This window comes from Paenibacillus sp. ov031, assembly GCF_900143165.1.
GTDB classification, from domain to species: domain Bacteria; phylum Bacillota; class Bacilli; order Paenibacillales; family Paenibacillaceae; genus Paenibacillus; species Paenibacillus marchantiae.
The window spans coordinates 283,519-305,765 of record NZ_FRDO01000007.1; the positions used below are offsets into that span (position 1 = coordinate 283,519).

Consider the following 22,247-nt stretch of genomic DNA (forward strand, 5'->3'; position numbering starts at 1 on the left):
TCCCCGAAAAGTTAAGAAGAGTTTTTCCTGCAAATAGAAATAAAGGGAACAGGCGATCTGCTTTGGCAAAGTCGATCAAGTTTATGCATGGTTCGGAATAATCAGGCGTATCTGGTTCCATTCGTTAGGTGAGAAAGTACGGCGTTCTGTGGGATCTGTACCATCCTCCGATATGGACCAGCCCGTTAGTGTCCAATCTTCATGACCTTGAATCTGATCAGGGATAACATAAACGATATGGCTGTCCAGCTTCAGACCCAGTTTTGTCTGCCATTCAATGGCTTTCGCAGCAATCTGACGAGCTGTGGATACATGATATCCTCGCCACTCGTTATGCCACATCTCAGGGATCTCTCCGTATCCGGGAAACAGACCTGACTGCTCCGTGATGGAATGATCGTGTTCATACGTGTGCAGATTGGAGTCACATTGAATGAGCCCCACTCTTCCACGAATATAAAAGAGTTCCTTCTGCACCTCAAGTCCGACTTTGAACTCATCTGCTCCGACAATGGACTCATCTAGAATGGCTTCCGCCTCTGGCCTGTTCAACTTTTCAAGTAATTCACTTCTCGATTCATATATCCAGGTGTCCTTTTTCTTAACTTTATCCACCGATTCATCCTGATCAACGTTCTGCCTAGCATCCATGTAAAGTCTGTCTGCATCCTGTCCCCACTGCTGGATCGCTAGCTCCACATGCTCAGGCACTCCCGAGACAGCATATAGTCTAAGGAAGTTTATCATTACATCCGCTGTAAGACCGATCTCTGATGCTGCGATGATTCGTTCCTTTGTTATCCGATATATGGACATTCGATCACGACTCACAAGCTCTGCACCAATGTCCAGATTCCAGCGGACCTGTGGGGCTACATCTGGAGGAACCATAATTTCAAAGTCAGGCTGAACAAAAATCGTATTCTTTTCCGGTTTTTCTGACTCGTCATTCGCCAAGTTCAATAAAATTCTCGGATCAATCTGCCAGCGATATAAAAGCTCTCCCGCAGCTGACTCACCAACCTCACCATATCCCAAACCTGTCAGAACATCGAGCCAACCCCAGATATGTGTTAAGAAGGATAATCCTGAAGAACCTTCACTCTCTCTAATTTCAATTGCTTCTTTCAGCTCAACGTTGTCTAAAGTCCCTGCTGAAATACTCAACCATTCATTTTCCCGTGAAGCAAACATCATTAATTGATAACGAAAATGCTGAAGTTTAGGCTCAGCTGCACCATATCGGTCCATACATACGCTATAGATTTCTCGGTGCATTGAAGACCACGACAACGTTAACCAGTGATAAAGACGGTCAGGTGACACATGCATTCGGTTATGCGCCTTTTCAATCAAACCCAGACTGAGCAGCAAATCAATAATAAGGGCCACATGGACTGGATACACATCCGCATGATCATAGTGAATACCTAGTTCGGAAAAATCTTCAGGGCCCAGAACCGTCATCCGACTTAATCGCTGCACCATTTTCTTGTGGATCGTTCCCTTACTTGTTAATAGGAGTCCTCCTTGGGCTTGACCTTCTCTTACCATCCAAGCCAGTACATGAAGAAGCTCTGCGGCAATATCCGGTTTTCCCTCTCGAACAATCGTCACTTTCTGGACTTCAATACTGGATATGGCCTTATCTTGTGTCATTTCATCCTGTATTACATTCGTCTTCAGCTGAGCGAACTGTCCAACTCGTGCTGCGTAGGCAATGGTTAACAAAGGAAGTAGTGATTCTGGTATGTAATACAAGCGTTCGCCCCAAGACTTGCGCACAGCTTTGATCCAGCCTTTATGCCGAAGAGCTGTAAACGTCGTCACTGCTTCAGCTCTGCTAAGACAATCCACAGCCCACTCTGCTGATGTCAGCATGTTGGAAAAGGGTTGTCCGGCATATTTGCAAAAAATCACACCAAGTACCGTTCTTTCAACGTATGAAAGCTCTTTTAATGAATTCACATCCAGATTACCCTGTGTACGCATTGCTAATCATGCCTTTCTCTTATTTTTAAGTAGAGATGTAAACCGCATTTTCATTGCAATTCATGAACGATTTTGTACTCATAACCTTGTTCGACCAGAAACATCTGACGACGTAATGCAAACTCCTGTTCCTTACTGTCCTCCGATACAAGGGCATAGAAATAAGCTTTATTTTCTCCGGACTTCGGCCTTAGAATCCGACCCAATCGCTGGGCTTCTTCCTGCCTTGAACCGAAACTGCCGGATATTTCAAGGGCAACGGCAGCATCAGGAAGATCCACGGCAAAATTGGCAACCTTGGATACGACAATCGTTTTGATCTCACCACGCCGGAACGCTGCAAACCATTTCACTCGCTCTTGCTGGGACATCGTACCCGATATGAGCGGTGCTTCAATTTCCCGGGCAATGCTCTCAAGCTGATCCAAATACTGTCCGATGACAAGCGCTGGCATCCCCTCATGATGGTCCAATATCCGTCTGACCACAGCTAATTTGGCCGGATTTTCGGCTGCAAGGCGAAATTGATGCTTCACCTCTGCTTCCAAATAGTTTGATCGTAGTTCAGGAGTAAACGGAATGCGTATTTCCTGGCACTGTACATTCGCAATCCACCCTTGCTGCTCTAATTCTTTCCACGGCATGTCATATAGTTTCGGACCAATTAGCGAAAATACATCCTGTTCACAGCCATCCTCACGCACCAATGTTGCTGTCAATCCCAGTCTTCTTGTAGCCTGAATATCTGCTGTTGCTCGAAATACAGGTGCTGGAAGCAGATGGACCTCATCATAAATGATGAGTCCCCACTGGCGTTCACTTAGCAATTTGATATGAGTAAAATCAGCATCTTTCGATTTTCTATGTGTAAGAATCTGATAAGTTGCCACGGTCACAGGTTTCACCTGTTTTTTCTGACCGGAATACTCACCAATCTGTTCATTCGTTATCGTTGTTTTATCCTGTAATTCCTGAATCCATTGCCGAACGGATGTGGTGTTCGAGGTCAAGATAAGACATTCACATTGCAGACGTTCCAACACGGCCATCCCAATAACCGTTTTGCCTGCACCGCAGGGAAGAACAAGCAGACCACTGCCTCCCATGCCTTCGCTACCTTCAAATGCATCCACTGCATCTCGCTGGTAAGGGCGTAACCTGAATCCTTCTGAACTGTCACTTTGAGTATTCGCTTGCCATTCAAACGGCAGACTTGTTCCTTCTCGATATCCCGCATAATCCAGCACCGGATAACCCAAACGAGTTAGTTCACGCTTCAGCAATCCGCGTTGCTCACCGCCAAGTATGAGCTCATGGGGATCGACACGTTCCATCCGAAAAGCCGAGATGGTCTTCATACTGCTTAATTCATCCAGCAATCGTTCATCTTCACTCACGAGACGCATTCTCCCGTGATTTGCCTGTGGCTTCAATTGCAACTTCCCATATTGATGGATAATTCTTTGGATATCTTGAATCAGGGCGGCAGGAACATTCCAACGAGACACTGATTCCAGACTTTCTATCACTTGATCAGCACTCCAGCCGAGTGCAGCGGCATTCCACAGTGATAATGCAGTGATGCGATATGTATGAAAAGCCGCAGGTGTCTTCACCAGTTCGGCATACATCCCTAGTTGAGCTCTGGCCTGATCAAATCCAGGATGACCCACTTCAAGCAATACTGTAAAATCACGCTGGACAATGCAGGCGTCCGTTTTCTCCATTCCGCTTCCTCCCTAATTAGAAAATGAGTTATATATTTTTCCGAATAACAGGCATCACAAAAAGTCCAGTTCCGGTTTCTTCCGAAATTGAACCTGTATAATACAACAGTTCGACCTTAATTTAAGCTTTATAAAGACCTAACAAAAAAAGCACCCTGCTCATACCTTGGTATGAATAGGATGCCCAACTATACTCAAATCATTCGGCTGTATATCCTTTAGCCATTGCTATAAATAGTTTCACAGCATTTTGCATGGCATCCTCATCAAAGTCGAACTTGGGATGATGATGCGGATAGATGGCATTCTTCTCCGGGTTACCTGCTCCAACAAACATAAAGCAGCCAGGAATCTGCTGTAAGTAATAAGCGAAATCTTCAGCTGGCATCAACATCGGTGACTTCTGTACATGTTCTGCACCAAATACATCTACCGCTTCCTTGAAGAAACGTGCCGTTTCCTGCTCATCATTCACGACAGGAGGATATCCCATAATATAGTTCAACTTCGTCTCGGCACCGTAGATCTCTCCGGTCTGAGCCACGATCGTATGCACACGTTCCTTCATGATACTGCGCGTCTCTTCATCAAAGGTTCTCACTGTACCCGTCATTTTACATAACTCGGCGATGATATTCTGCGCTGAGCCCGCCTGCATTGTACCAATTGTCAATACTGCGGGACGCAAGGGATCCACCGAGCGACTGACAACCGTCTGCAATTGCATCACAAGGGCTGAACCAGCCACGAGGCTGTCCACCGTGGATTGCGGCATGCCGCCATGTCCACCTTTTCCTTTGATCTCAATATAAAAGTCATCTGCCGCTGCCATCATCGGCCCCGGAGTACTCGCTGCCACGCCTACAGGAAGCGGGGTCCACAGATGAATTCCATAGATGACATCTACCCCTTCCAGTCCGCCGTCTGCTATGACTTTGAGCGCACCACCTGGTAGCAACTCTTCTGCAGGTTGGAACAAAAAGCGAATTTCACCCTTGATCTCATGTTTATGGCGACTGAAATACAGTGCCGTGCCTAGCAAAATGGATATGTGACCATCATGACCACAGGCATGCATAGCTCCTGCTTGTTGTGATGCATATTCAACGTCCTTCTCGTCCTGAATCGGAAGTGCATCCATATCTGCACGAAGCATTACGACAGGCCCTGGCTTGTCCCCACGAAGGGTACCTATAACCCCGTGTCCACCAACGTGTCGTCTCACTTCAACACCAAAGCTCTCCAGCATACCCGCTACAAAAGAGGATGTCTTCTCCTCATGAAAGGAAACCTCAGGATTCCGATGAAGATGACGACGCCATTCTACCATGTGGATTTGCAGGTCATTCCACCATATATTATTTGTCATGTCTCTCCATCCTTTCGCTCTCTATACGGGACTTTCATCAAGCCCGAACCTTCCTCTTGAAACCTATTGCTGTATATTGTAGCAGAATTGGAAGAAAACCGATACGAATGACCGCTTGAAAGCTTGCACGGGAAGGGGAAACATACTATCATAAACTAGAGAAAAGAACGAGATTTATACTCTCGGAAGCTTATGAGGAGGATCAGACGCTTATGATTTTTGAGAATACAGGCTTGGATGGCTTGAAGAGCGACTTGGCATACCTGGATGAGAGCGCCGAGAAAGTCGGATTTGTCCGGTGGCAATGGGAATATTATCGTGCTACATATGACTACAAAATTGAAGATGAACAAACCAAATCGGAATACTTTGTACGTATTAATACCCGTGCGATAGATGGCAAACTCGAAAAACCGGATACGGTTCTCGCAGTTGAAGCTGTTTATCTTGGAAAAGCAACCTTTCCGCATGGTCTGGATTATGACTCTACCATACCGCAGCCAGTCGTGAAGCTGGCGGCCCAAAAACTACAGCAGCTTAAAGAACTGCTGGAAGCATAGGCTGGGCCGAACCATGAAACAACAAACGGCCCAAACGAAAACGAAGAGAGGCACGCCGGATTTTCAACTGCTAATCCTCACTTTATTGTTGGTGGGCTTCGGACTGGTGATGGTGTTCAGCTCCAGTTCCAGCATTGCAATTGCAAACAAAAATTTTAACAATGATGCCCTGTTCTTCACGAAAAAACAACTTATGTGGGCGGTTATCGGTTTAGTGGGCATGTTTTTCGCCATGAATATCCGATTTAACAAATACAAAAAACTTTATGCACCATTTTTCTTACTCACCACGGTATTGCTACTAATTGTATTGGTTGCAGGTAAAAAGGTAAACGGTGCCCGAAGCTGGATTGAAATTATCGGCTTCAGTATTCAACCTGCGGAATTTGCCAAAATTGCCATTGTTTTGTACCTCGCTGCACTGATTACCAAAAAAGGGGAACGGTTCAGGGATCTTAGGACAGGATATATTCCCGTGCTGGTCATTGTCGGATTCATTGCAGGACTGATTATGTTGCAACCGGATTTTGGTACCTGCTTTATTCTGGTTACGACGTGCGGACTGGTCATTTATGCGGGTGGAGCAAGTATGAAACACATTATGGGTTCTATTTTGCTGGTAGTGTTGGGAGCAGCATTGGCGCTTGGAGCGAATGCCTTGTTTTCTTCCATGTCTTCTTCAGATACTGCAGATAGCACCACAACTACGGAAGCTACGCAGAACTATAAAATCGGCCGTATTCAGGCATTCCTTGATCCTTTATCCGACAAAACAGGCGGAAGCCTTAACCTCTATCGCTCCCTTGTTGCCATCGGGGATGGAGGCATCACCGGCTCCGGGATCGGACAAGGCACGATGAAGCTGCATTATTTGCCCAATGCTTATAACGACTTTATTTTCTCTGTAATTGGAGAAGAGCTCGGCTTTGTTGGAACTGCCCTATTTCTGTTGGTCTACCTCTACTTCATCTGGCGAGGCATTATCGTCTCCCTTCGCTGTCCCGATCCATTTGGGACATTGGTCGGTATTGGTATTATGGGATTAATTGCGATCCAGGCCTTTATCAACATTGGGGGCGTGACCCAGACCATTCCGGTGACAGGGGTTACCCTTCCGTTCATCAGTTATGGCGGTACCTCACTCTTTGTGATGATGGTGGCTATGGGTATCCTGCTCAGCATCTCACGTACCAATAATTTGGACGTCATCAAGGAAGAGAAAACGAAGTCGGTGACGGTTCAGACATCACGTACTTCTCCCGCACTTCGTTCACGTGAATCCATTCGCCGAATTCGGTAATGGGAAGGAAACGTCATACGAATGGTTTTGGAACAAAATGTATTGAAAACAGAAAAAGACTTCGCATCGAATTCGATGCGAAGTTTTTTTGGTGTTGTTTATCTAGATGAAGAACCAGGTCAATATACCGTTGTTCTTCCATCACGGATTGCTCAAGTTTACAGATCGTCGCCTCTGAAAGATACGCCTTCTACCTTTACATTGACTTCAACAACACGTAACCCGGTCATGGTCTCTACCGCTTCTCTTACATTCTGCTGGAGCATGCGGGAAACTTCATGAATCGGTGTCTCGTACAGGACGATGATGCGCAGATCAATGGCTGCTTCCAGCTGGCCGACCTCCACGCCCACGCCTTTCTGTACGTTTTTACCGCTCAGGCGCTTGGCCCAGCCCTCTGACAATCCTCCAGACATTGCGGCAATTCCGGGTGTCTCCATCGCAGCCATTCCGGCAATTTTCGCCACTACGTCATCGGCAATCCGGATGTTTCCGCCCTCTAGTTGAAGTTGTTCTGCCATGCCACATCCTCCTTCACTTCGTTACTCGTATTTTAAATCCTTTCGACCCCAAAAAGCAAATTAAACTCAAAAAGATGCGTTTACAACCTACCATGATTTGGTTATATTGAAATATGAAAATAATCTCATAAGTATTTAGTCATATCGTTTAAAACAAAATAATATGTTACCGAGGTGTTTGTTGTGAGAAACCGAATTTCATCCATTTTGCTGATTGCCACCTTTGCACTCAGCGCCGTCGCCCACTACTTGAAATGGGATTCGATTCTGCAATTCGTCATTTCAGCCATTTCGGTTATTTTTGTGGCCGGTTTTTTAGGCAAAGCCACCGAAAATGTAGCCCACTATGCCGGACAGCGGTTAGGCGGATTTTTGAATGCTACATTCGGCAATGCCGCCGAATTGATTATCGCCATTTTCCTCGTCAAAGAAGGATTGTTCGACATGGTTAAGGCCAGTTTGACAGGCTCCATTATCGGTAACCTGCTGCTGGTGCTTGGTCTAAGTATCTTTGCCGGAGGACTCAAGTTCAAAATTCAGAATTATAACGTATCCCTTGCCGGTCTAAACGGCTCCCTGATGATTGTAGCCATCATTGCCCTGTTTATTCCAGCCGTCTTCCTGAATACCCATTCCATCACACAGAAGGATACGAACACACTCAGTCTCATTGTCGCAGGTTTGCTGATCCTTGCCTACATAGCGTGGTTGGTGTTCTCCATGGTTACGCACAAGAACTATCTCGCAGATGTCACTGTGGATGAAGATGAAGAGTTGCCGCATGAACATGCACCCGAGTGGTCTAAGAAAAAATCAATTCTCTATCTTGTTCTTGCAACCGTCATGGTTGCCTTCGTCAGTGAATGGCTCGTTGGCACCCTTAAGGTGTTTACTGAACAATTTGGACTCAGCGAACTGTTCGTCGGTGCGTTCCTCGTTGCCATTATCGGTAACGCCGCGGAACATAGTGCAGCCATTATGCTTGCCATGAAAAACAAAATCGGTGCCGCAGTTGAGATCGCAGTCGGCAGCAGTTTACAAATCGCACTCTTTGTAGCTCCTGTGCTCGTTTTTGTCAGCTACTTCACAGGCAGAACGATGGACATTGTGTTTACAACGATTGAGCTGGTCGCCATTGGCGTAGCCGTATTTATCGCCAAGTCCATCACCCAGGACGGTTCAACGAACTGGTACGAAGGTCTACTCCTAATGGTTGTGTATGTTATTTTGGGTGTATCGTTCTTCCTGGTATAACAGTACTCCCATCATCCTAAATAATAGACAAAAAATTAGCGCGTAAAAGGCAGCCTGGAAATCGCATTTCCAGGCTGTTTTTTCTTTTCTCCCTCGCCTAAACCACATCAGACGAGCTGTTTCAATTCAGGCGCACAAAAAAAGCATGCAAACACCTGCATGCCTTCTATTCTGACCCACGCTATTGCAGGCTATTGCTCATTCTTCTTGTTCAAAGCTTCATATAGAATCGCCAGATTCCGCTCAAGCGCGCTTACCAGCTGCTTACCAGCACCTTCTGGAAGAAGCCCTGCACGAACAGCAAAATCGACTTCCTTGGAGAACCCATACATCTGTGTATCCAATACTTCCTCATAGAGAGGGCAGTAGCGGGTAGCCAGATTCTCCATCTGTACTTCAATAAGCTTCTGTATTTTATCTGCATCTTCTTGAAGAAGACTGATCGCTTTCAAGTGCAACTGGTCCTGCAGATCAGATGAAGTCATGCATTTTTCCCCCCTATGTCCCAAAAATCGCGTAAAGACGTTCTACCTCTAATATTAGACGAAATCAGGAGCTAATACAAGAACCTGACCAAAATAACCATAGATTATGGAGAGCTTTATTCCTGCCTAATCCCCCTATTTTACGGAGGTCTTGCCGTACACCTGAATTATCTCATGCAAAAAAAAGCACCTCTGCCATAATAGGCAGAGATGCTTCTTAGTGCCATTACTCGGATGCGATACTTACATTCAGTCCATGTTTGGCAAATACTTCTGACATAGCTGCTTTGGCTTCAGCTGCATCCGGGCCATGAACGTGCAGTTCATAGCTGTGCGTGCTGATCAGCGTTGTAAACAGTCCGAGAATACTTTTCACATCGATATACTTGTTCTCTGAATGAAGCACGATTGAAGAAGTAAACTTGCTCGCTGTTTGAGCAATTTCCACTACCGCTGCGTTATTACTCGACATAGGAATCCCTCCGTCTTTTCACTTTTGGTATCATCTATTAATTACCACTACATGATACCGTGAATCCGCTTTCCTAGCAACAGCAAAATACTGTTCCTATTTCAGACGATCCGGATTGAGGCATTCCAGCTCAGGAATAACGAAAATCCCGTCTTTACGGATCAATACATCATCAAAATAAATTTCGCCACCACCGTAGTCTGGACGCTGGATCAACACCAGATCCCAGTGAATGGAGGAACGGTTTCCGTTATCTGTTTCTTCATATGCCTGGCCTGGCGTAAAGTGCAAGCTGCCTGCAATTTTTTCATCAAACAGAATGTCCTTCATTGGGTGCAGGATATGTGGATTAAATCCAATTGCGAATTCTCCGATATGACGAGCGCCGTCATCTGAATTCAGAATTTCATTGATGCGGTCTGTATCGTTGCTTGTTGCTTCAACGATTTTACCGTCTTTGAAGGTGAACTTAATATTTTCAAAAGTAATGCCGTTATACAGCGTTGGCGCGTTATAACTAATCGTTCCGTTCACTGAATTACGTACAGGGGCACTGTACACTTCGCCATCCGGAATATTTTTTTGGCCAGAACATTTCTCTGCACCGATATCTTTAATGGAGAAGCTCAGGTCTGTTCCCGGTCCAGTGATACGCACTTTGTCCGTGCGTTTCATCAGATTAGCCAATGAATCCTGTGCTTTGTCCATTTTAGCGTAATCCAGGTTACATACGTCGAAGTAGAAATCTTCAAACGCTTCTGTGCTTGTATTCGCCAGCTGTGCCATACTTGCATTCGGGTAACGAAGCACAACCCATTTTGTATGTTTTACCCGTTGCTCGCTATGTACCGGATGGGAATAAAGTGAATTGTACATTTTCATTTTCTCTTCCGGCACATCGGACAAATCGTTCACATTCTCCCCTGCACGGATACCAATGTAACAATCCATTTGTTTCATCCGGTTCAGATCGATCTCTGCCCAGGTTTTCATCATTTCTTCTGTCGCATTTTTGAACATGGCACGCTGTACTGTTTTGTCAGTCAGCTGTACAAAGACGTTACCGCCTTTTTTGCCTACTTCTTCAATAATTGCATTAATCAGATCACGTTCCGTGCCGATCATCTCAACCAGCACATTCTCGCCGGGCTGTACATCTACAGAGTAGCCCACCAGATTGGCTGCGAGCTTCTGAATTCTTGGATCCTTCATCGTGTAAACTCCTCCTGTCATCCGCCATTCCTTGAATTGAACAACGGTAAATTACGATACTATTGTAGCACGCTACAACGATCTCGTCAGCAGGCAGCCCCGCAACTTATCTATTCATAAGCCCTGAAGTTTACATCTGTGACAAGAGCTTCTTTATTCCTTTTGCTGTTCATGTCCTTATAGCTCACCTGGCTTTCCGAAGAAAGTCGCAAGGGCAAGCTAGTTTTCCGATCTACGGTTAGATGATACACCGTCTGTACCTCGGCCTGCTTCATCATCTCTTGCATCGATGTTTCCCCTTGTTCCCACACTTTGTTCAAATCCTTCTCAAGCTTCTCCTGACTGCCTCCCTTAACCGCAGTTGCCTTGTGCATATACTCTGCCCGAATCGCATTCATCTCGTCGTTAAGCTGCGCGAGTGCCCACGTTTTGGCGTCTTTTGGTGCGAGTTCAATTCGCAGTATTTTCGTTCGACGACCTGAACCGTACTCGGACTTTATCGTTTTGTTCAACCGATCGATACTTTCCATTTGAGCGATGGGATTAAAACGGGACAGCGATCCGCGCAGGGGCTCATGTTGGGCAGTTAAAGCCATCCACTGTCCTTGTTTGCGTTCAAAAGATGCACTGAATCCACTCGGTTGCCCATTATTGTTAACAGCGGCGGCATTTACCCCTTTTACTCCCGCTCCGGCAGTAGTCACGGCTCCAGGCAGCCTCGTTTGCAAGGTCAAGCGGTCATGATCCTCCAGCTTGCCCTCAAATTTAAACTGATTTTCGAACAGCCCGTTGCTTTCGCGTCGTAATCCTGCTTCCCCATCAAAACTCAGCTTTTCTTTACCTGCTATTCCGGATAAAGCAAGTGAAAATAACTCCTCAGGAGTTCGATCTCGCTCTAACAATCCACAACCAGGAGCACACAACACAACAATGCTCAGAATCAACAATAGCCCACGTATATACCGACGGTTCAACATGTTCTATTCCACCTTTCCATCAAACTTTCTCCATAGCCTGCCCCTCCCTTATTTGCTTATACTTCCTTCCTTTGGCATCGCCTCTTCAAAAAAATAAAGAGAGGACGACTCCGCAATCGGAATAGTCCTCTCTTAACGTGTAACTTCCTGTTCTTCCATGACGATCCGATTTCGACCACCATGCTTCGCATCGTACAATGCCATATCAGCCCGGTAAAATAACGATTCCACACTAACCTTCTCATCCATCCAGTTCCATTCGGCAATACCGCTGGATACGGTCACGGAAGGCCTTGTTTCTTCAGCAACCCTGGTGCGAATGATTTCCGCATATTCCAGTGCCTGACGAGCACCAATCTGAGGCATATAGATGGCCAGCTCTTCCCCGCCCCATCTGGCGCAGATGTCCTCAGGCCGGACGGAACTTGTTACAATGTCGCTTACCTGTTTCAATACCTGATCACCTGTTTGGTGCCCAAACGTGTCATTCACCTGCTTAAACTGGTCAATATCCACAACAACCAGTGAACCACAGAATTCATGAGCCTGACGTTCATGGATCACACTATCCAGGTAATGCCTCACATACAGTCCTGTCAGCATATCCAGGTTAGCCAAACGTCGTACCTCGGCGTGAAGCGTTGCATTGGAGAGAGCAAGTCCGATATGAATGGACAACATCTGCAGCAGACGGTAATTGTCGTACGAAAAATACTGCTTTTTGGGATGTCCCAGCAAAATGGCACCCTTCACTTCACCATTCACCCGAACGGGTGAAGCAATCAATGACATTGAGCCGGTAAGATCCATGAAGACCGATGACACTCTATCGTATTTCGCATAATTGGATAGGATGAGCGGTTCTTCGGTTTGATACAGCAAACCAGCGATTCCATAATCCATTGGAAACGATTTGCGACCTAACTCATTCACATTGGATGACATCACTTCGAAGTGATCCGTACTGTCATTCAGTTGAAGAATACAACATGATTCAGCCTGAAAGATGTCCTTTAACTCCTGTTCAGAGAATTGATAGATCTCCATGAGCTGCAGGCTTTTGTTCAAACGTTGTGTCAGATCGTTGATTAGACGAAGTTCCTGGATCAACATATTCGATTGCTCGTGCAGTTTGGCATTTTCAAAGGCAGTTCCTGCTGTATCCGCCATCATCGTAATGAGTTGGAGATCGGAATCTTCCATTAACTCCTCATTCATCTCAATATGAAATACACCATAGATCCCTTGTTTACCTTTTAGAGGAAGACCAACCTCCAGTATGCGATGTTCACCTTCATCCGATCGAACAACAATGAGCTTGCCTTCCATAAACGATTGTACACAGATGTCTTCTCCACGTTCATGAACAAGCAACGGTTTAATGCGGGGGTTGAGGCTGCTCTGATCCTGAGACATATACAATGTCATACGGGTCGTTGGATATAAGTAGTCAATGCTGTCAAAGACTTCATCCAATATGGCATCCACATCCATTTTGTCATGCATCCGTTGAACGATTTGGAACAGAATTGACCTTCGGTGCTCTTCACGAGCCGTTTGTTCATGAGCATGTAATAGATCCGTCATAAATATGTATTCAAATCTTCGGTAAAAGCAGGTACGATAATGCAATGCCTCCGATCGAACAACGGCTTCAGACGTGTCATCTCGATTTTGCTCGTAGGTTACAGCAGTGAAGACAGCAAACATATCCTTATTTGTTCTGGAGAAAAGAGGTTCAGCCATTAGATGGTACTCTCCACTTTCAGTGGTTCCACGTAACGACTGTACCTGTCCCGTTTCAAGGCATTGCATCACAGTCGAATGTAAATCGAGCAATGGAGCCCCTTCATTTCCTTGCCCCATACAGATCCCTTCTGTATTCCATACGTTGTATATTATCGATGATCTGTCGGAGTGCGGCCGCCGTTGGATATGCCAGTCGGTGTATGCTTGTTGCAGCAGGCTTCCCAAATATGAAAAATCAAAAGGTGTGATGTCCATTTTTTGCATCCAGAATACATGCGCTTCGTGAGGAGCGGCAGAAGATGCGGAATCGCCCGAACTTCGCGAATTCAAGCTGGCTGGTTTACTTCTTAGATGTTCTAACATGTCAGGCGCTCCTTTGCACCGTTTTTGCATCCACTCGGATGCATTAATCTGCAGACGTTATCGCAAACCTGCAAATTCTATGCGATAACCTTAATGTACAAGATCATTTAAAGTTAAGATACAATCTATTTTACTCTCTTTAAAGCATTTTTGCATCCATATTTCAGAAAATTGTCCCATTATTTTGGGCCTAAGGACCTATCGACAAATTTAGACGTTTTTTTGCTTTTATCACAGGCTTGACTTTGGTTCTAGTAAACTGTAAAATAAATTGTTGATGAAGACTACTAATGGGTCTTTAAATTTGGGCATTACCGGTTGTGTCACCCTCATTCTTTTTGTTGCTTTCAGGACAGCGGCTGAACTTTCCTGATCGTTCTATGCGTGGCTTAGCCCGCATCAACAAATTGGAGCGCAAACAGAGCCCTATATGAACTTTAACTAAAAAGGAGCTACTTTAAACATGGCACGTTACACTGGTCCTAAATTTAAATTGAGCCGTCGCCTCGGCATTTCCCTGAGCGGAACAGGCAAAGAATTGAAACGTCCTTTCCCTCCAGGTCAGCACGGAGCTAACCAACGGAGAAAAATCAGCAACTACGGTATGCAATTGCAAGAAAAACAAAAATTGCGTCACATGTACGGTTTGGGCGAGAAGCAATTCCGCACTCTCTTTGCTAAAGCGCAAAAAATGCAAGGTATCGCAGGTGAAAACTTCATGTTCTTGCTTGAGAGCCGCCTTGATAACCTCGTATACCGCCTTGGATTCGCTAACTCCCGCGCTGGTTCGCGTCAGTTGGTATCCCACGGTCACGTAACTGTAAACGGCAAAAAAGTTGACATCGCTTCTTACCAAGTAAGCACTGGCGACGTTATCAGCCTGCGTGAAAGAAGCCGCGGTCTTTCTTCCGTTAAGGAAGCTTTGGAAAACCGTTCGCATCTTCCGGCATACGTAGAATTCAACGATACTGCTCTGGAAGGTAAATTTATCCGTTTGCCTGAGCGTTCGGAATTGTCCCAAGACATCGACGAAAAACAAATCGTCGAGTTCTACAACCGTTAATCATTGGAATTTCATTGAGCTTCACACCAAACAGCTGTCCGAGATTTTCTCGGCAGCTGTTTTTTTATTTCGAGAGAAACAAAAAGCAAAAAAAAGAGGTCGTACCTGCACCTAATACAAGGATATGGCCTCTTTCCTATACATAGTCATCTATTTTCATCCACACTCGGACGCTCAATACTTCCACGTTTTATTGAAATTCTCCATGACTTCTCATGATATGTAATTCAATTCCGCATGATATATATCATAATCCAAGAAAGAATGGCAATTTTCGACCATTGCTTGTATTTCTCAGGCATGCAAACCAGCCTTTTTATGCTATAATAAGTGCTGTTAAAAGGAGGAAGACACTGAATGGTTGATGTTAATAAGAAAAAGCCCGAGGAACAGCCTGCCCGCAAGCGCAGTTTTGCCCGCAGACTTGGTAGTTTCGTCAAATGGATGGTTGTCCTTGGATTCATGGGGGTACTATTTGTAGGCGGTGCTCTAATGGGATACGTCAGTTCCATTGTGAAAGACGAACCCGTCCGTTCAAGGGCGCTGATTGAACAAAAAGTCAGCGAAAACTCCATCACAGGCTTTGCTTACTTTGCCGACGGCAGCCCGATCGGTCAATTACGAACAGAAGAAGACAGGCGTCCGGTCACCTTTGACCAGATCCCACAGAACGTTATTGATGCAGTCATTTCGATTGAAGACAATCATTTTTACGAACATAAAGGTGTAGACATGAGCGGAACGCTCCGTGCCGTGAAACAGAAAGTGCTGAAAGAATCTGTTCAAACAGGCGGTAGCACACTGACTCAACAATTGGCCCGGCGTGTATTCCTCAATCTGGATCGAACCGAAGACCGGAAAGTGAAAGAAATATTGCTTTCGCTCCGACTCGAACGTTTCCTGACCAAAGACGAAATTATGACAGCGTATCTGAACAAGGTTCCTTTTGGTAACGGCTCCAGTGGATATAATGTATATGGAGTCAAGGCAGCTGCCAAAGGACTGTTCAATATTAATGATTTGAGCAAAATAAACACAGCTCAGGCTGCTTATCTTGCCGGATTGCCTCAGCTCCCCTCCTCTTACTCTGCCTTTAATGGAAAAGGCGACTTTGTTGAGGACAATTTTGAGCGTGCAATCAATCGTCAGCATCTGGTCTTGCGCCGTATGCTGGAACTGGGCAAAATTAATCAGTCCGAGTATGACGAAGCTCTTGCTTTTGACATCAAGAGTTCACTCGCACCCAAAACCATCAAAGCTTACAATACTTATCCATACCTTATGATGGAAACAGAGCGACAAGCTGCACAGATTTTAATGAAGCAACTGAATTCGGATAAGGCTGAAGGCACGGATGCCAATGCGGATACAGCCAAGGATACGGATACCGATACACCGCAAAAAGAAAGCAGTGCTCTGCTGGAAGAAGCTCAGCAGCAATTGCGTACAGGCGGATATCGTATCTACACGACGATCAACAAAAGTATCTACAAAACAATGCGTACCATTGCCGAAGATGACAGTAATTTCGCTGCTGACGATCCCGTGAAGGGAAAAGAACAGACTGCTGCCATGTTGATCAATCACAAAACAGGAGCCATTCTCGGCATGATTGAAGGCCGTAATTTCCAGGATGAGCAGATGAACTATGCAACTCAGATGGTGCGTCAGCCAGGTTCAACTATGAAACCTATTGCCGCTTATCTGCCTGCACTGGATGAAGGGCTTGTTCAACCGGCTTCCATTATTGACGATTCACCGATAATTCTGAAAGACGGCCAGACCGGATTCCATATTCCGAAAAATGCCAACAATCGCTACCAGGGACTTGTGACTGCCCGTAGAGCACTCAACTACTCGCTAAATGTGCCTGCGCTTAAGCTATTTAACGAAGAAGTTGGTATCGACAAATCATGGGCTTTTGCCAAGAAGCTGGGGATTACCACCATCCAGCCGGCAGATTACCAAGCTCAGACCGGTGTTCTTGGAGGACTTCAGTACGGTGTTACCGTTGAAGAGCTTACCAATGCCTATGGAGCCATTGCCAACAATGGTGTGTACAATGATTCCTATATGATTAGCAAAATCGTAGACTCAAAAGGGAATATCGTATATAAACACGATGCAGAGCCTGTTCAAGCTTTCTCAGAACAGACGGCATACCTGATGACAGATATGCTACGTACCGTTATTACAGAAGGTACAGCCGATAAAGTTCGTGAAAATTACAAGTACTCCAAGAGTGTGCCTATCGTAGGCAAAACGGGTTCAACCCAAAACTATGCGGATGTCTGGTTTGAAGGCTATACGCCGGATGTCACATTGGGTGTATGGGTTGGATACAAACAGCCGATAAACACGCTCGAGACCAAATCACAGAAGAAACGTGCACAGCAGCTGTGGACGCAAATCATGAATCAAGTCATCGCTACAGACAAAGAGATGTTCGTTACCGATTCATTCAAGAAACCATCCGGGATCGAGACACGAACTGTATCGGCTTATAGCGGCAAATTGCCAACATCTCTGACTGACAGATTTGTCACTGATATTTTCAATAGCAAATTTGTGCCGAAGGACAGCGATGATGGTGTCGCCAAAGCCAAATATATCACTTACAATGGTGTCAACTACATTCCGCGTGATGAAACACCTGGAGATATGACGAAAGAGAAAACCGTCGTCAAGCGCAAGAAACCGATCTCTGATCTCATCAAGGAACTGCAAAGTGCATTCTCACGCATGAGTCGTCACGAATCACTTGCATATTACCTGCCGGAAGATGCCGATGCAGACATGCCGACACAGATCGATCCAAGAACGGATAACGGCAAAGCACCAGATGCACCAGGCAATGTGAGAATTTCCGTTGCCAACGGGAACGCCGTGATTACATTTAACGCAACACCGGAAAGTGATGTGGTTGGCTATCGCCTGTATCGCTCAGTAAATGGCGCCGGATTCCAGAATCAGGGGCAGGTTGTCCTGACAGGTGAGTCCAGATCATTTACTGCATATGCACAAGGTGGAAACTTTGCGTTCTACGTGACAGCAGTGGATGTAGCTGGTCGTGAGTCTGCTCCTAGCGCAGCAGTTAGCAGTGCGGGAACGGTGGAGCCTCCTGCAGATGAAGAAATAAATGAACCGATTAATGTTCCGGGAACAGTCGTTACACCGGAAGACTCTCAGAATGAGAACGCCGCAACTACGGCTCCGGCTACACCGGGCCAAGTGAGCGTGTCGGCGCTCTCCCAAGGACTGCGCATTCAGTGGGCCTCCAATCCGGAATCAGATGGTGTTCAAAGTTATGCTGTATATTTTAGTGAGACAGGGTCAGCCCCTTACACCAAAATTGGCACAACTTCAGGGACCTCCATGGACTACGGAGTACCTGCATCCACCAGTGGATGGTTCAAGGTATCCGCCAGCAACAGCATAGGCGAATCCGAGCCGTCCGGAGCTGTGCATTTCCAACCGTAATACAGAGTTATCATAACTCCCCTCTCAACCCCATTCTCGCATCATGAGGATGGGGTTTTGTTATTCATTGATATCCAAAAGTAAAAGCCTGATCCGCAATGAGACACGGATCAGGCTTTGTATTGGAATCATGGGACAGGCAGACACGTTGTATCCGCTGGTTTATGCTTTAGTCTTCAATGGTCGATAGATCGCCTGTGGGCAGATCCAACTCCCAAGCTTTCAACACACGGCGCATAATCTTGCCGGAGCGGGTCTTGGGCAGTTTATCCTTGAACTCAATCTCACGCGGAGCGGCGTGAGCCGACAAGCCCTCTTTTACAAATCGATAGATCTCTTCCTTCAGCTCCGGTGTCGGCTCATACCCCTCACGAAGTGCCACAAAGGCCTTAATGATCTCTCCGCGAGTTACATCCGGTTTGCCGATAACGCCTGCCTCTGCTACCGCAGGGTGCTCTACGAGCTTGCTCTCCACCTCAAAGGGGCCAATGCGTTCTCCTGAAGAGTTAATGACATCATCAATCCGGCCCTGGAACCAAAAGTAGCCATCTTCGTCCATATAAGCGGAATCACCGGATACATACCAGCCAGAAAGTCGGAAGTACTCCTCATATTTGGCCGGGTTATTCCAGATCTTCGCCATCATGGACGGCCAGGAAGTACGAATAGCCAGGTTCCCCATACTATATGGCGGCAGTTCCTGTCCTCGATCGTCAATAATGGCTGCTTCAATTCCCGGTAATGGACGACCCATGGAACCTGGTTTGATTGGCATGCCCGGGTAGTTACAGATTAATTGTCCACCCGTCTCCGTCATCCACCAGGTATCATGAATTCGCTGTCCATAGGCTTTCCAGCCCCAACGGACAACTTCGGGATTAAGTGGCTCACCCACAGACATGACGTGACGGAGACTGCTCAAATCATGCTGGGCAATGGTCTCTTCGCCCGCTCCCATCAACATGCGGAAAGCCGTCGGTGCACTGTACCATACGCTGACTTTGTTTTTCTCAATGGTGCTGTACCAGTCTTTCGGACTGAAACGTCCCCCACGAATAACGTTGGTCACACCATTCAACCATGGTGCAAAAATTCCATAGGAGGTACCTGTTACCCACCCCGGATCGGCTGTGCACCAGTATACGTCGTCCTCGCGCAAATCGAGTACAACCTTGCCGGTGTAATAATGCTGAATCATTGCATTCTGCACATGATATACACCTTTCGGTTTGCCTGTAGAGCCGGAAGTATAGTGAATCAGCAGTCCGTCTTCGCGTGTCAGCCACTCCACTTCCATATCATCTGAAGCTGCGGACATCTCTGCATCAAAGTCGATGAGTCCTTCTTCCGTCTGCGGACCGCCACCCACAACAAAAATATGCTTCAGTTCAGGCAATTCGGAACGTTTGATTCGTCCCAGCAATTGAGGGGTTGTCACCAGGGCGACAGCTCCGCTATCCTCCAGTCGGTCCTTCACCGCAGTTTCCATAAAGGCCTCAAATAGAGGACCTGCAACAGCCCCAACCTTCAATATGCCCAACAGGCTGAAATAGAGCTCAGGACTGCGAGGCATAAAAATAAATACCCGATCACTCTTAGCAATACCATATTTGCGGAGAACGTTACCGAAGCGACTCGATTGCTCACTCAAGTCAGCAAACGTGTATGCCTCTTCACGCGTAGCATCACTGTATAATAGCGCCGTTCTCCCGCCTCTTCCTTCCAGCACATGACGATCAATCGCTTCATGCGCCATGTTGACTTTCCCGCTGGCGTGCCACGTAAAGTGCCTTTCGACCGATTCCCAATCAAACCGGCTTCGGGCCTCCGTGTAATCGCCCAGATTAGATTCAGACACAACCGTTTGCAGCATCTCACCATGTGCTTGACTCATGCTTGCCAGCCTCCTTCAACTCGACATTTCGATTCCCAATATGGGTCACTTCTGATTGCCTTTGTGTTGACTGAACTTCCAGTTAGCGCTTACATTAGTAGAGAGAACTTCTCATCATGTACTTGCCAGGCCAAACCGATGAACCCAAACTGCAGTTGATTTGTGAACATTTTTTGTCTACGCAATTATAGCAAATCTTTTCAATCATCGTCTATGGCTTTTCAAATTTTTGGTTTTTTGCTATAAGTAGGGGGAGAGAGGAGCATGAACTATGGAGCATATTAAGGAGCATCATATGCGTTCCATCTTCAAGTCCGGCCACCGAATCATCATTGAGGGACCAGTTCAGGCCGAGACGATTACGCAGCTTGAATTTCATTCCGATCTGGATGCTTTCCGGCGCCCTTCGGAACAACAGGAGGCATTGGCCGAAATTGCCGCATTGCCTGAAGGTCGAATCATAATAGCGCGGGAAAATGAGACCATTGTCGGTTATGTGACTTTCCATTATGCAGATGATTGCGAGCGTTGGTCGGAAGGCAATATGACCGATCTAATTGAGCTGGGCGCCATTGAGGTTGCGGATTCCTATCGCTCCCTCGGGATTGGACGCGAAATGCTGCTCACCGCGTTTGAAAATGGACAGATGGAGAAATATATCATATTCACAACGGAATATTACTGGCATTGGGATTTGAAGGGCAGCGCCCTTTCCGTATGGGATTACCGCAAGATGATGGAAAAATTGATGCAAACCGTAGACATGACCTGGTACGCCACCGATGATCCCGAGATTTGTTCACATCCGGCAAACTGCCTCATGGTCCGCATTGGCAGCCAAGTACCCCTGGAATCGGAAGAACAATTCGACCGGGTGCGATTCCGCCATCGGTTTATGTACTAATCACGAATGCACATGGATAATACGTATACATAGAAAAACCGCCTCTTCGCGAACAGGTTCATCATGGATGATCTGCTACGAATAAGCGGTTTTTTGTTGCTTTTTAAGCCTTTATCATGCTCAACATGCGTATAGCTTATGGGGTTACATATGTTCCAGCATATGTTCCACAATACGGTGAGAGCGCTGGGAAGACTCCACAGTAAACTCGGCAAAGTTCACATGTGCTGATCCATCTGCTTTGTCAGACATTGCGCGAAGTATAACGAACGGAACGCGGTTCATGAAGCTCACTTGCGCTACGGCAGCTCCCTCCATCTCCGCACATGCCCCATTCATTTCGGTATACAGCATTTTCACCGTATCTTTGCTTGCAATGAATTGATCTCCTGACAGCACTTTACCGATCAGATAGTTCGCTCCCTGCGCTTTGCAGGCTTCTTCAGCTAATGCGATAAGGGATGCTTCCGCTGGGAAGGCGGACGTCTCCTGGTAAGGAATAACCCCGCGCTCAAATCCAAGTGGGGTCACATCCATATCATGCTGTACACATTCGGAAGAGATGACCATATCTCCAATATTCAACTCTGGATTAACTGCACCCGCAACACCTGTGAAAATAATACGATTAACCTGAAAACGATCAATCAAAATCTGTGTCGTCACAGCCGCATTCACTTTACCCACGCCTGATTTGCAGACCACAATCTGTTTACCCAGCCATTCACCTGCAACATAGGTAATACCAGTTTGTTTTACAGTCTCTAGTTGCTTCATACCAGCCAAGAGAAGTTCTACTTCCTCATCCATTGCACCAATGATACCGATCGTTTCACGCATGTTATGACCTCCTATATAGCATTCTGCATGTTAACCTGGACTCGTTTCCCTCCAAGTGTTTTTTCGTTACGTTCAGAACTCCATT

17 protein-coding genes are annotated in these 22,247 nt (G+C 46.2%); 6 read left to right on the forward strand and 11 right to left on the reverse strand.

What is annotated here, in order from left to right:
* Window positions 1-81 precede the first annotated feature (81 nt).
* The 3 genes from BUA17_RS25065 to BUA17_RS25075 form a co-directional block, all read right to left on the reverse strand.
* Entirely contained in the window at window positions 82-1,992 is a 1,911-nt protein-coding gene (locus tag BUA17_RS25065; protein WP_072735357.1) for a helicase-associated domain-containing protein, read from the reverse strand.
* Window positions 1,993-2,042: 50 nt separating this feature from the next.
* Complete coding sequence (locus tag BUA17_RS25070; protein WP_072735358.1) at window positions 2,043-3,719, reverse strand: DNA repair helicase XPB; 1,677 nt, start codon at window positions 3,717-3,719, stop codon at window positions 2,043-2,045.
* Window positions 3,720-3,918: 199 nt separating this feature from the next.
* Window positions 3,919-5,088, reverse strand: coding sequence for a M20 family metallopeptidase (locus BUA17_RS25075; protein ID WP_063565587.1), 1,170 nt, complete (start codon window positions 5,086-5,088; stop codon window positions 3,919-3,921).
* A gap of 212 nt (window positions 5,089-5,300) precedes the next feature.
* Between BUA17_RS25075 and BUA17_RS25080 the strand changes: the two genes are divergently transcribed.
* A complete protein-coding gene (locus BUA17_RS25080) occupies window positions 5,301-5,648 on the forward strand; it encodes a YugN family protein (RefSeq protein ID WP_063565586.1) in 348 nt (115 codons plus the stop codon).
* A gap of 13 nt (window positions 5,649-5,661) precedes the next feature.
* Entirely contained in the window at window positions 5,662-6,948 is a 1,287-nt protein-coding gene (gene ftsW, locus BUA17_RS25085; RefSeq protein WP_063565585.1) for a putative lipid II flippase FtsW, read from the forward strand.
* A gap of 158 nt (window positions 6,949-7,106) precedes the next feature.
* Here the strand turns inward: ftsW and BUA17_RS25090 are convergent, their stop codons facing one another.
* Window positions 7,107-7,469 carry an Asp23/Gls24 family envelope stress response protein gene (locus BUA17_RS25090; RefSeq protein ID WP_024631137.1) on the reverse strand — a complete coding sequence of 121 codons (363 nt, stop codon included), beginning with the start codon at window positions 7,467-7,469 and terminating at the stop codon, window positions 7,107-7,109.
* A gap of 183 nt (window positions 7,470-7,652) precedes the next feature.
* Here BUA17_RS25090 and cax point away from each other — a divergent pair, with 183 nt between their 5' ends.
* A complete protein-coding gene (cax, locus tag BUA17_RS25095) occupies window positions 7,653-8,723 on the forward strand; it encodes a calcium/proton exchanger (RefSeq protein WP_072735359.1) in 1,071 nt (356 codons plus the stop codon).
* A 191-nt stretch (window positions 8,724-8,914) separates the two neighbouring features.
* Here the strand turns inward: cax and BUA17_RS25100 are convergent, their stop codons facing one another.
* The 5 genes from BUA17_RS25100 to BUA17_RS25120 form a co-directional block, all read right to left on the reverse strand.
* A complete protein-coding gene (locus tag BUA17_RS25100) occupies window positions 8,915-9,208 on the reverse strand; it encodes an Fpa/YlaN family protein (RefSeq protein ID WP_024631139.1) in 294 nt (97 codons plus the stop codon).
* 226 nt (window positions 9,209-9,434) lie between these two features.
* The gene (locus tag BUA17_RS25105) at window positions 9,435-9,680 is read right to left on the reverse strand and encodes an HPr family phosphocarrier protein (protein WP_024631140.1); all 246 of its coding nucleotides are present in this window, start codon (window positions 9,678-9,680) and stop codon (window positions 9,435-9,437) included.
* A gap of 96 nt (window positions 9,681-9,776) precedes the next feature.
* Window positions 9,777-10,892 (reverse strand): aminopeptidase, encoded by a 1,116-nt coding sequence (locus BUA17_RS25110; protein WP_072735360.1) that lies wholly within the window; start codon window positions 10,890-10,892, stop codon window positions 9,777-9,779.
* A 110-nt stretch (window positions 10,893-11,002) separates the two neighbouring features.
* Window positions 11,003-11,869: a hypothetical protein gene (locus BUA17_RS25115; RefSeq protein ID WP_072735361.1), complete on the reverse strand. Its 867-nt coding sequence runs from the start codon at window positions 11,867-11,869 to the stop codon at window positions 11,003-11,005.
* Between the two features lie 132 nt (window positions 11,870-12,001).
* Window positions 12,002-13,981 carry a sensor domain-containing diguanylate cyclase gene (locus BUA17_RS25120; protein ID WP_072735362.1) on the reverse strand — a complete coding sequence of 660 codons (1,980 nt, stop codon included), beginning with the start codon at window positions 13,979-13,981 and terminating at the stop codon, window positions 12,002-12,004.
* A gap of 463 nt (window positions 13,982-14,444) precedes the next feature.
* On the opposite strand from BUA17_RS25120, the gene rpsD reads away from it, so the two are divergent.
* Window positions 14,445-15,044, forward strand: coding sequence for a 30S ribosomal protein S4 (rpsD, locus tag BUA17_RS25125; RefSeq protein WP_063565580.1), 600 nt, complete (start codon window positions 14,445-14,447; stop codon window positions 15,042-15,044).
* Window positions 15,045-15,401: 357 nt separating this feature from the next.
* Window positions 15,402-18,524, forward strand: a complete 3,123-nt coding sequence (locus BUA17_RS25130; RefSeq protein WP_072735363.1) for a transglycosylase domain-containing protein — start codon at window positions 15,402-15,404, stop codon at window positions 18,522-18,524.
* A gap of 169 nt (window positions 18,525-18,693) precedes the next feature.
* On the opposite strand, the gene acsA is transcribed toward BUA17_RS25130, so the two are convergent.
* Window positions 18,694-20,418 (reverse strand): acetate--CoA ligase, encoded by a 1,725-nt coding sequence (acsA, locus tag BUA17_RS25135; RefSeq protein ID WP_063565578.1) that lies wholly within the window; start codon window positions 20,416-20,418, stop codon window positions 18,694-18,696.
* Window positions 20,419-20,689: 271 nt separating this feature from the next.
* On the opposite strand from acsA, the gene BUA17_RS25140 reads away from it, so the two are divergent.
* Window positions 20,690-21,322 carry a GNAT family N-acetyltransferase gene (locus BUA17_RS25140; RefSeq protein ID WP_072735364.1) on the forward strand — a complete coding sequence of 211 codons (633 nt, stop codon included), beginning with the start codon at window positions 20,690-20,692 and terminating at the stop codon, window positions 21,320-21,322.
* 144 nt (window positions 21,323-21,466) lie between these two features.
* Here BUA17_RS25140 and BUA17_RS25145 read toward each other — a convergent pair whose 3' ends face one another.
* Window positions 21,467-22,162 carry a 5'-methylthioadenosine/adenosylhomocysteine nucleosidase gene (locus tag BUA17_RS25145; protein ID WP_063565576.1) on the reverse strand — a complete coding sequence of 232 codons (696 nt, stop codon included), beginning with the start codon at window positions 22,160-22,162 and terminating at the stop codon, window positions 21,467-21,469.
* Window positions 22,163-22,247: the final 85 nt, after the last annotated feature.

Bases quoted from the DNA above. Each gene is read 5' to 3' on its own strand.
- BUA17_RS25065 (WP_072735357.1), bottom strand. From the start codon at position 1,992: ATGCGTACACAGGGTAATCTGGATGTGAATTCATTAAAAGAGCTTTCA.
- BUA17_RS25070 (WP_072735358.1), bottom strand. From the start codon at position 3,719: ATGGAGAAAACGGACGCCTGCATTGTCCAGCGTGATTTTACAGTATTG.
- BUA17_RS25075 (WP_063565587.1), bottom strand. From the start codon at position 5,088: ATGACAAATAATATATGGTGGAATGACCTGCAAATCCACATGGTAGAA.
- BUA17_RS25080 (WP_063565586.1), top strand. From the start codon at position 5,301: ATGATTTTTGAGAATACAGGCTTGGATGGCTTGAAGAGCGACTTGGCA.
- ftsW (WP_063565585.1), top strand. From the start codon at position 5,662: ATGAAACAACAAACGGCCCAAACGAAAACGAAGAGAGGCACGCCGGAT.
- BUA17_RS25090 (WP_024631137.1), bottom strand. From the start codon at position 7,469: ATGGCAGAACAACTTCAACTAGAGGGCGGAAACATCCGGATTGCCGAT.
- BUA17_RS25100 (WP_024631139.1), bottom strand. From the start codon at position 9,208: ATGACTTCATCTGATCTGCAGGACCAGTTGCACTTGAAAGCGATCAGT.
- BUA17_RS25105 (WP_024631140.1), bottom strand. From the start codon at position 9,680: ATGTCGAGTAATAACGCAGCGGTAGTGGAAATTGCTCAAACAGCGAGC.
- BUA17_RS25110 (WP_072735360.1), bottom strand. From the start codon at position 10,892: ATGAAGGATCCAAGAATTCAGAAGCTCGCAGCCAATCTGGTGGGCTAC.
- BUA17_RS25115 (WP_072735361.1), bottom strand. From the start codon at position 11,869: ATGTTGAACCGTCGGTATATACGTGGGCTATTGTTGATTCTGAGCATT.
- BUA17_RS25120 (WP_072735362.1), bottom strand. From the start codon at position 13,981: ATGTTAGAACATCTAAGAAGTAAACCAGCCAGCTTGAATTCGCGAAGT.
- rpsD (WP_063565580.1), top strand. From the start codon at position 14,445: ATGGCACGTTACACTGGTCCTAAATTTAAATTGAGCCGTCGCCTCGGC.
- BUA17_RS25130 (WP_072735363.1), top strand. From the start codon at position 15,402: ATGGTTGATGTTAATAAGAAAAAGCCCGAGGAACAGCCTGCCCGCAAG.
- acsA (WP_063565578.1), bottom strand. From the start codon at position 20,418: ATGAGTCAAGCACATGGTGAGATGCTGCAAACGGTTGTGTCTGAATCT.
- BUA17_RS25140 (WP_072735364.1), top strand. From the start codon at position 20,690: ATGGAGCATATTAAGGAGCATCATATGCGTTCCATCTTCAAGTCCGGC.
- BUA17_RS25145 (WP_063565576.1), bottom strand. From the start codon at position 22,162: ATGCGTGAAACGATCGGTATCATTGGTGCAATGGATGAGGAAGTAGAA.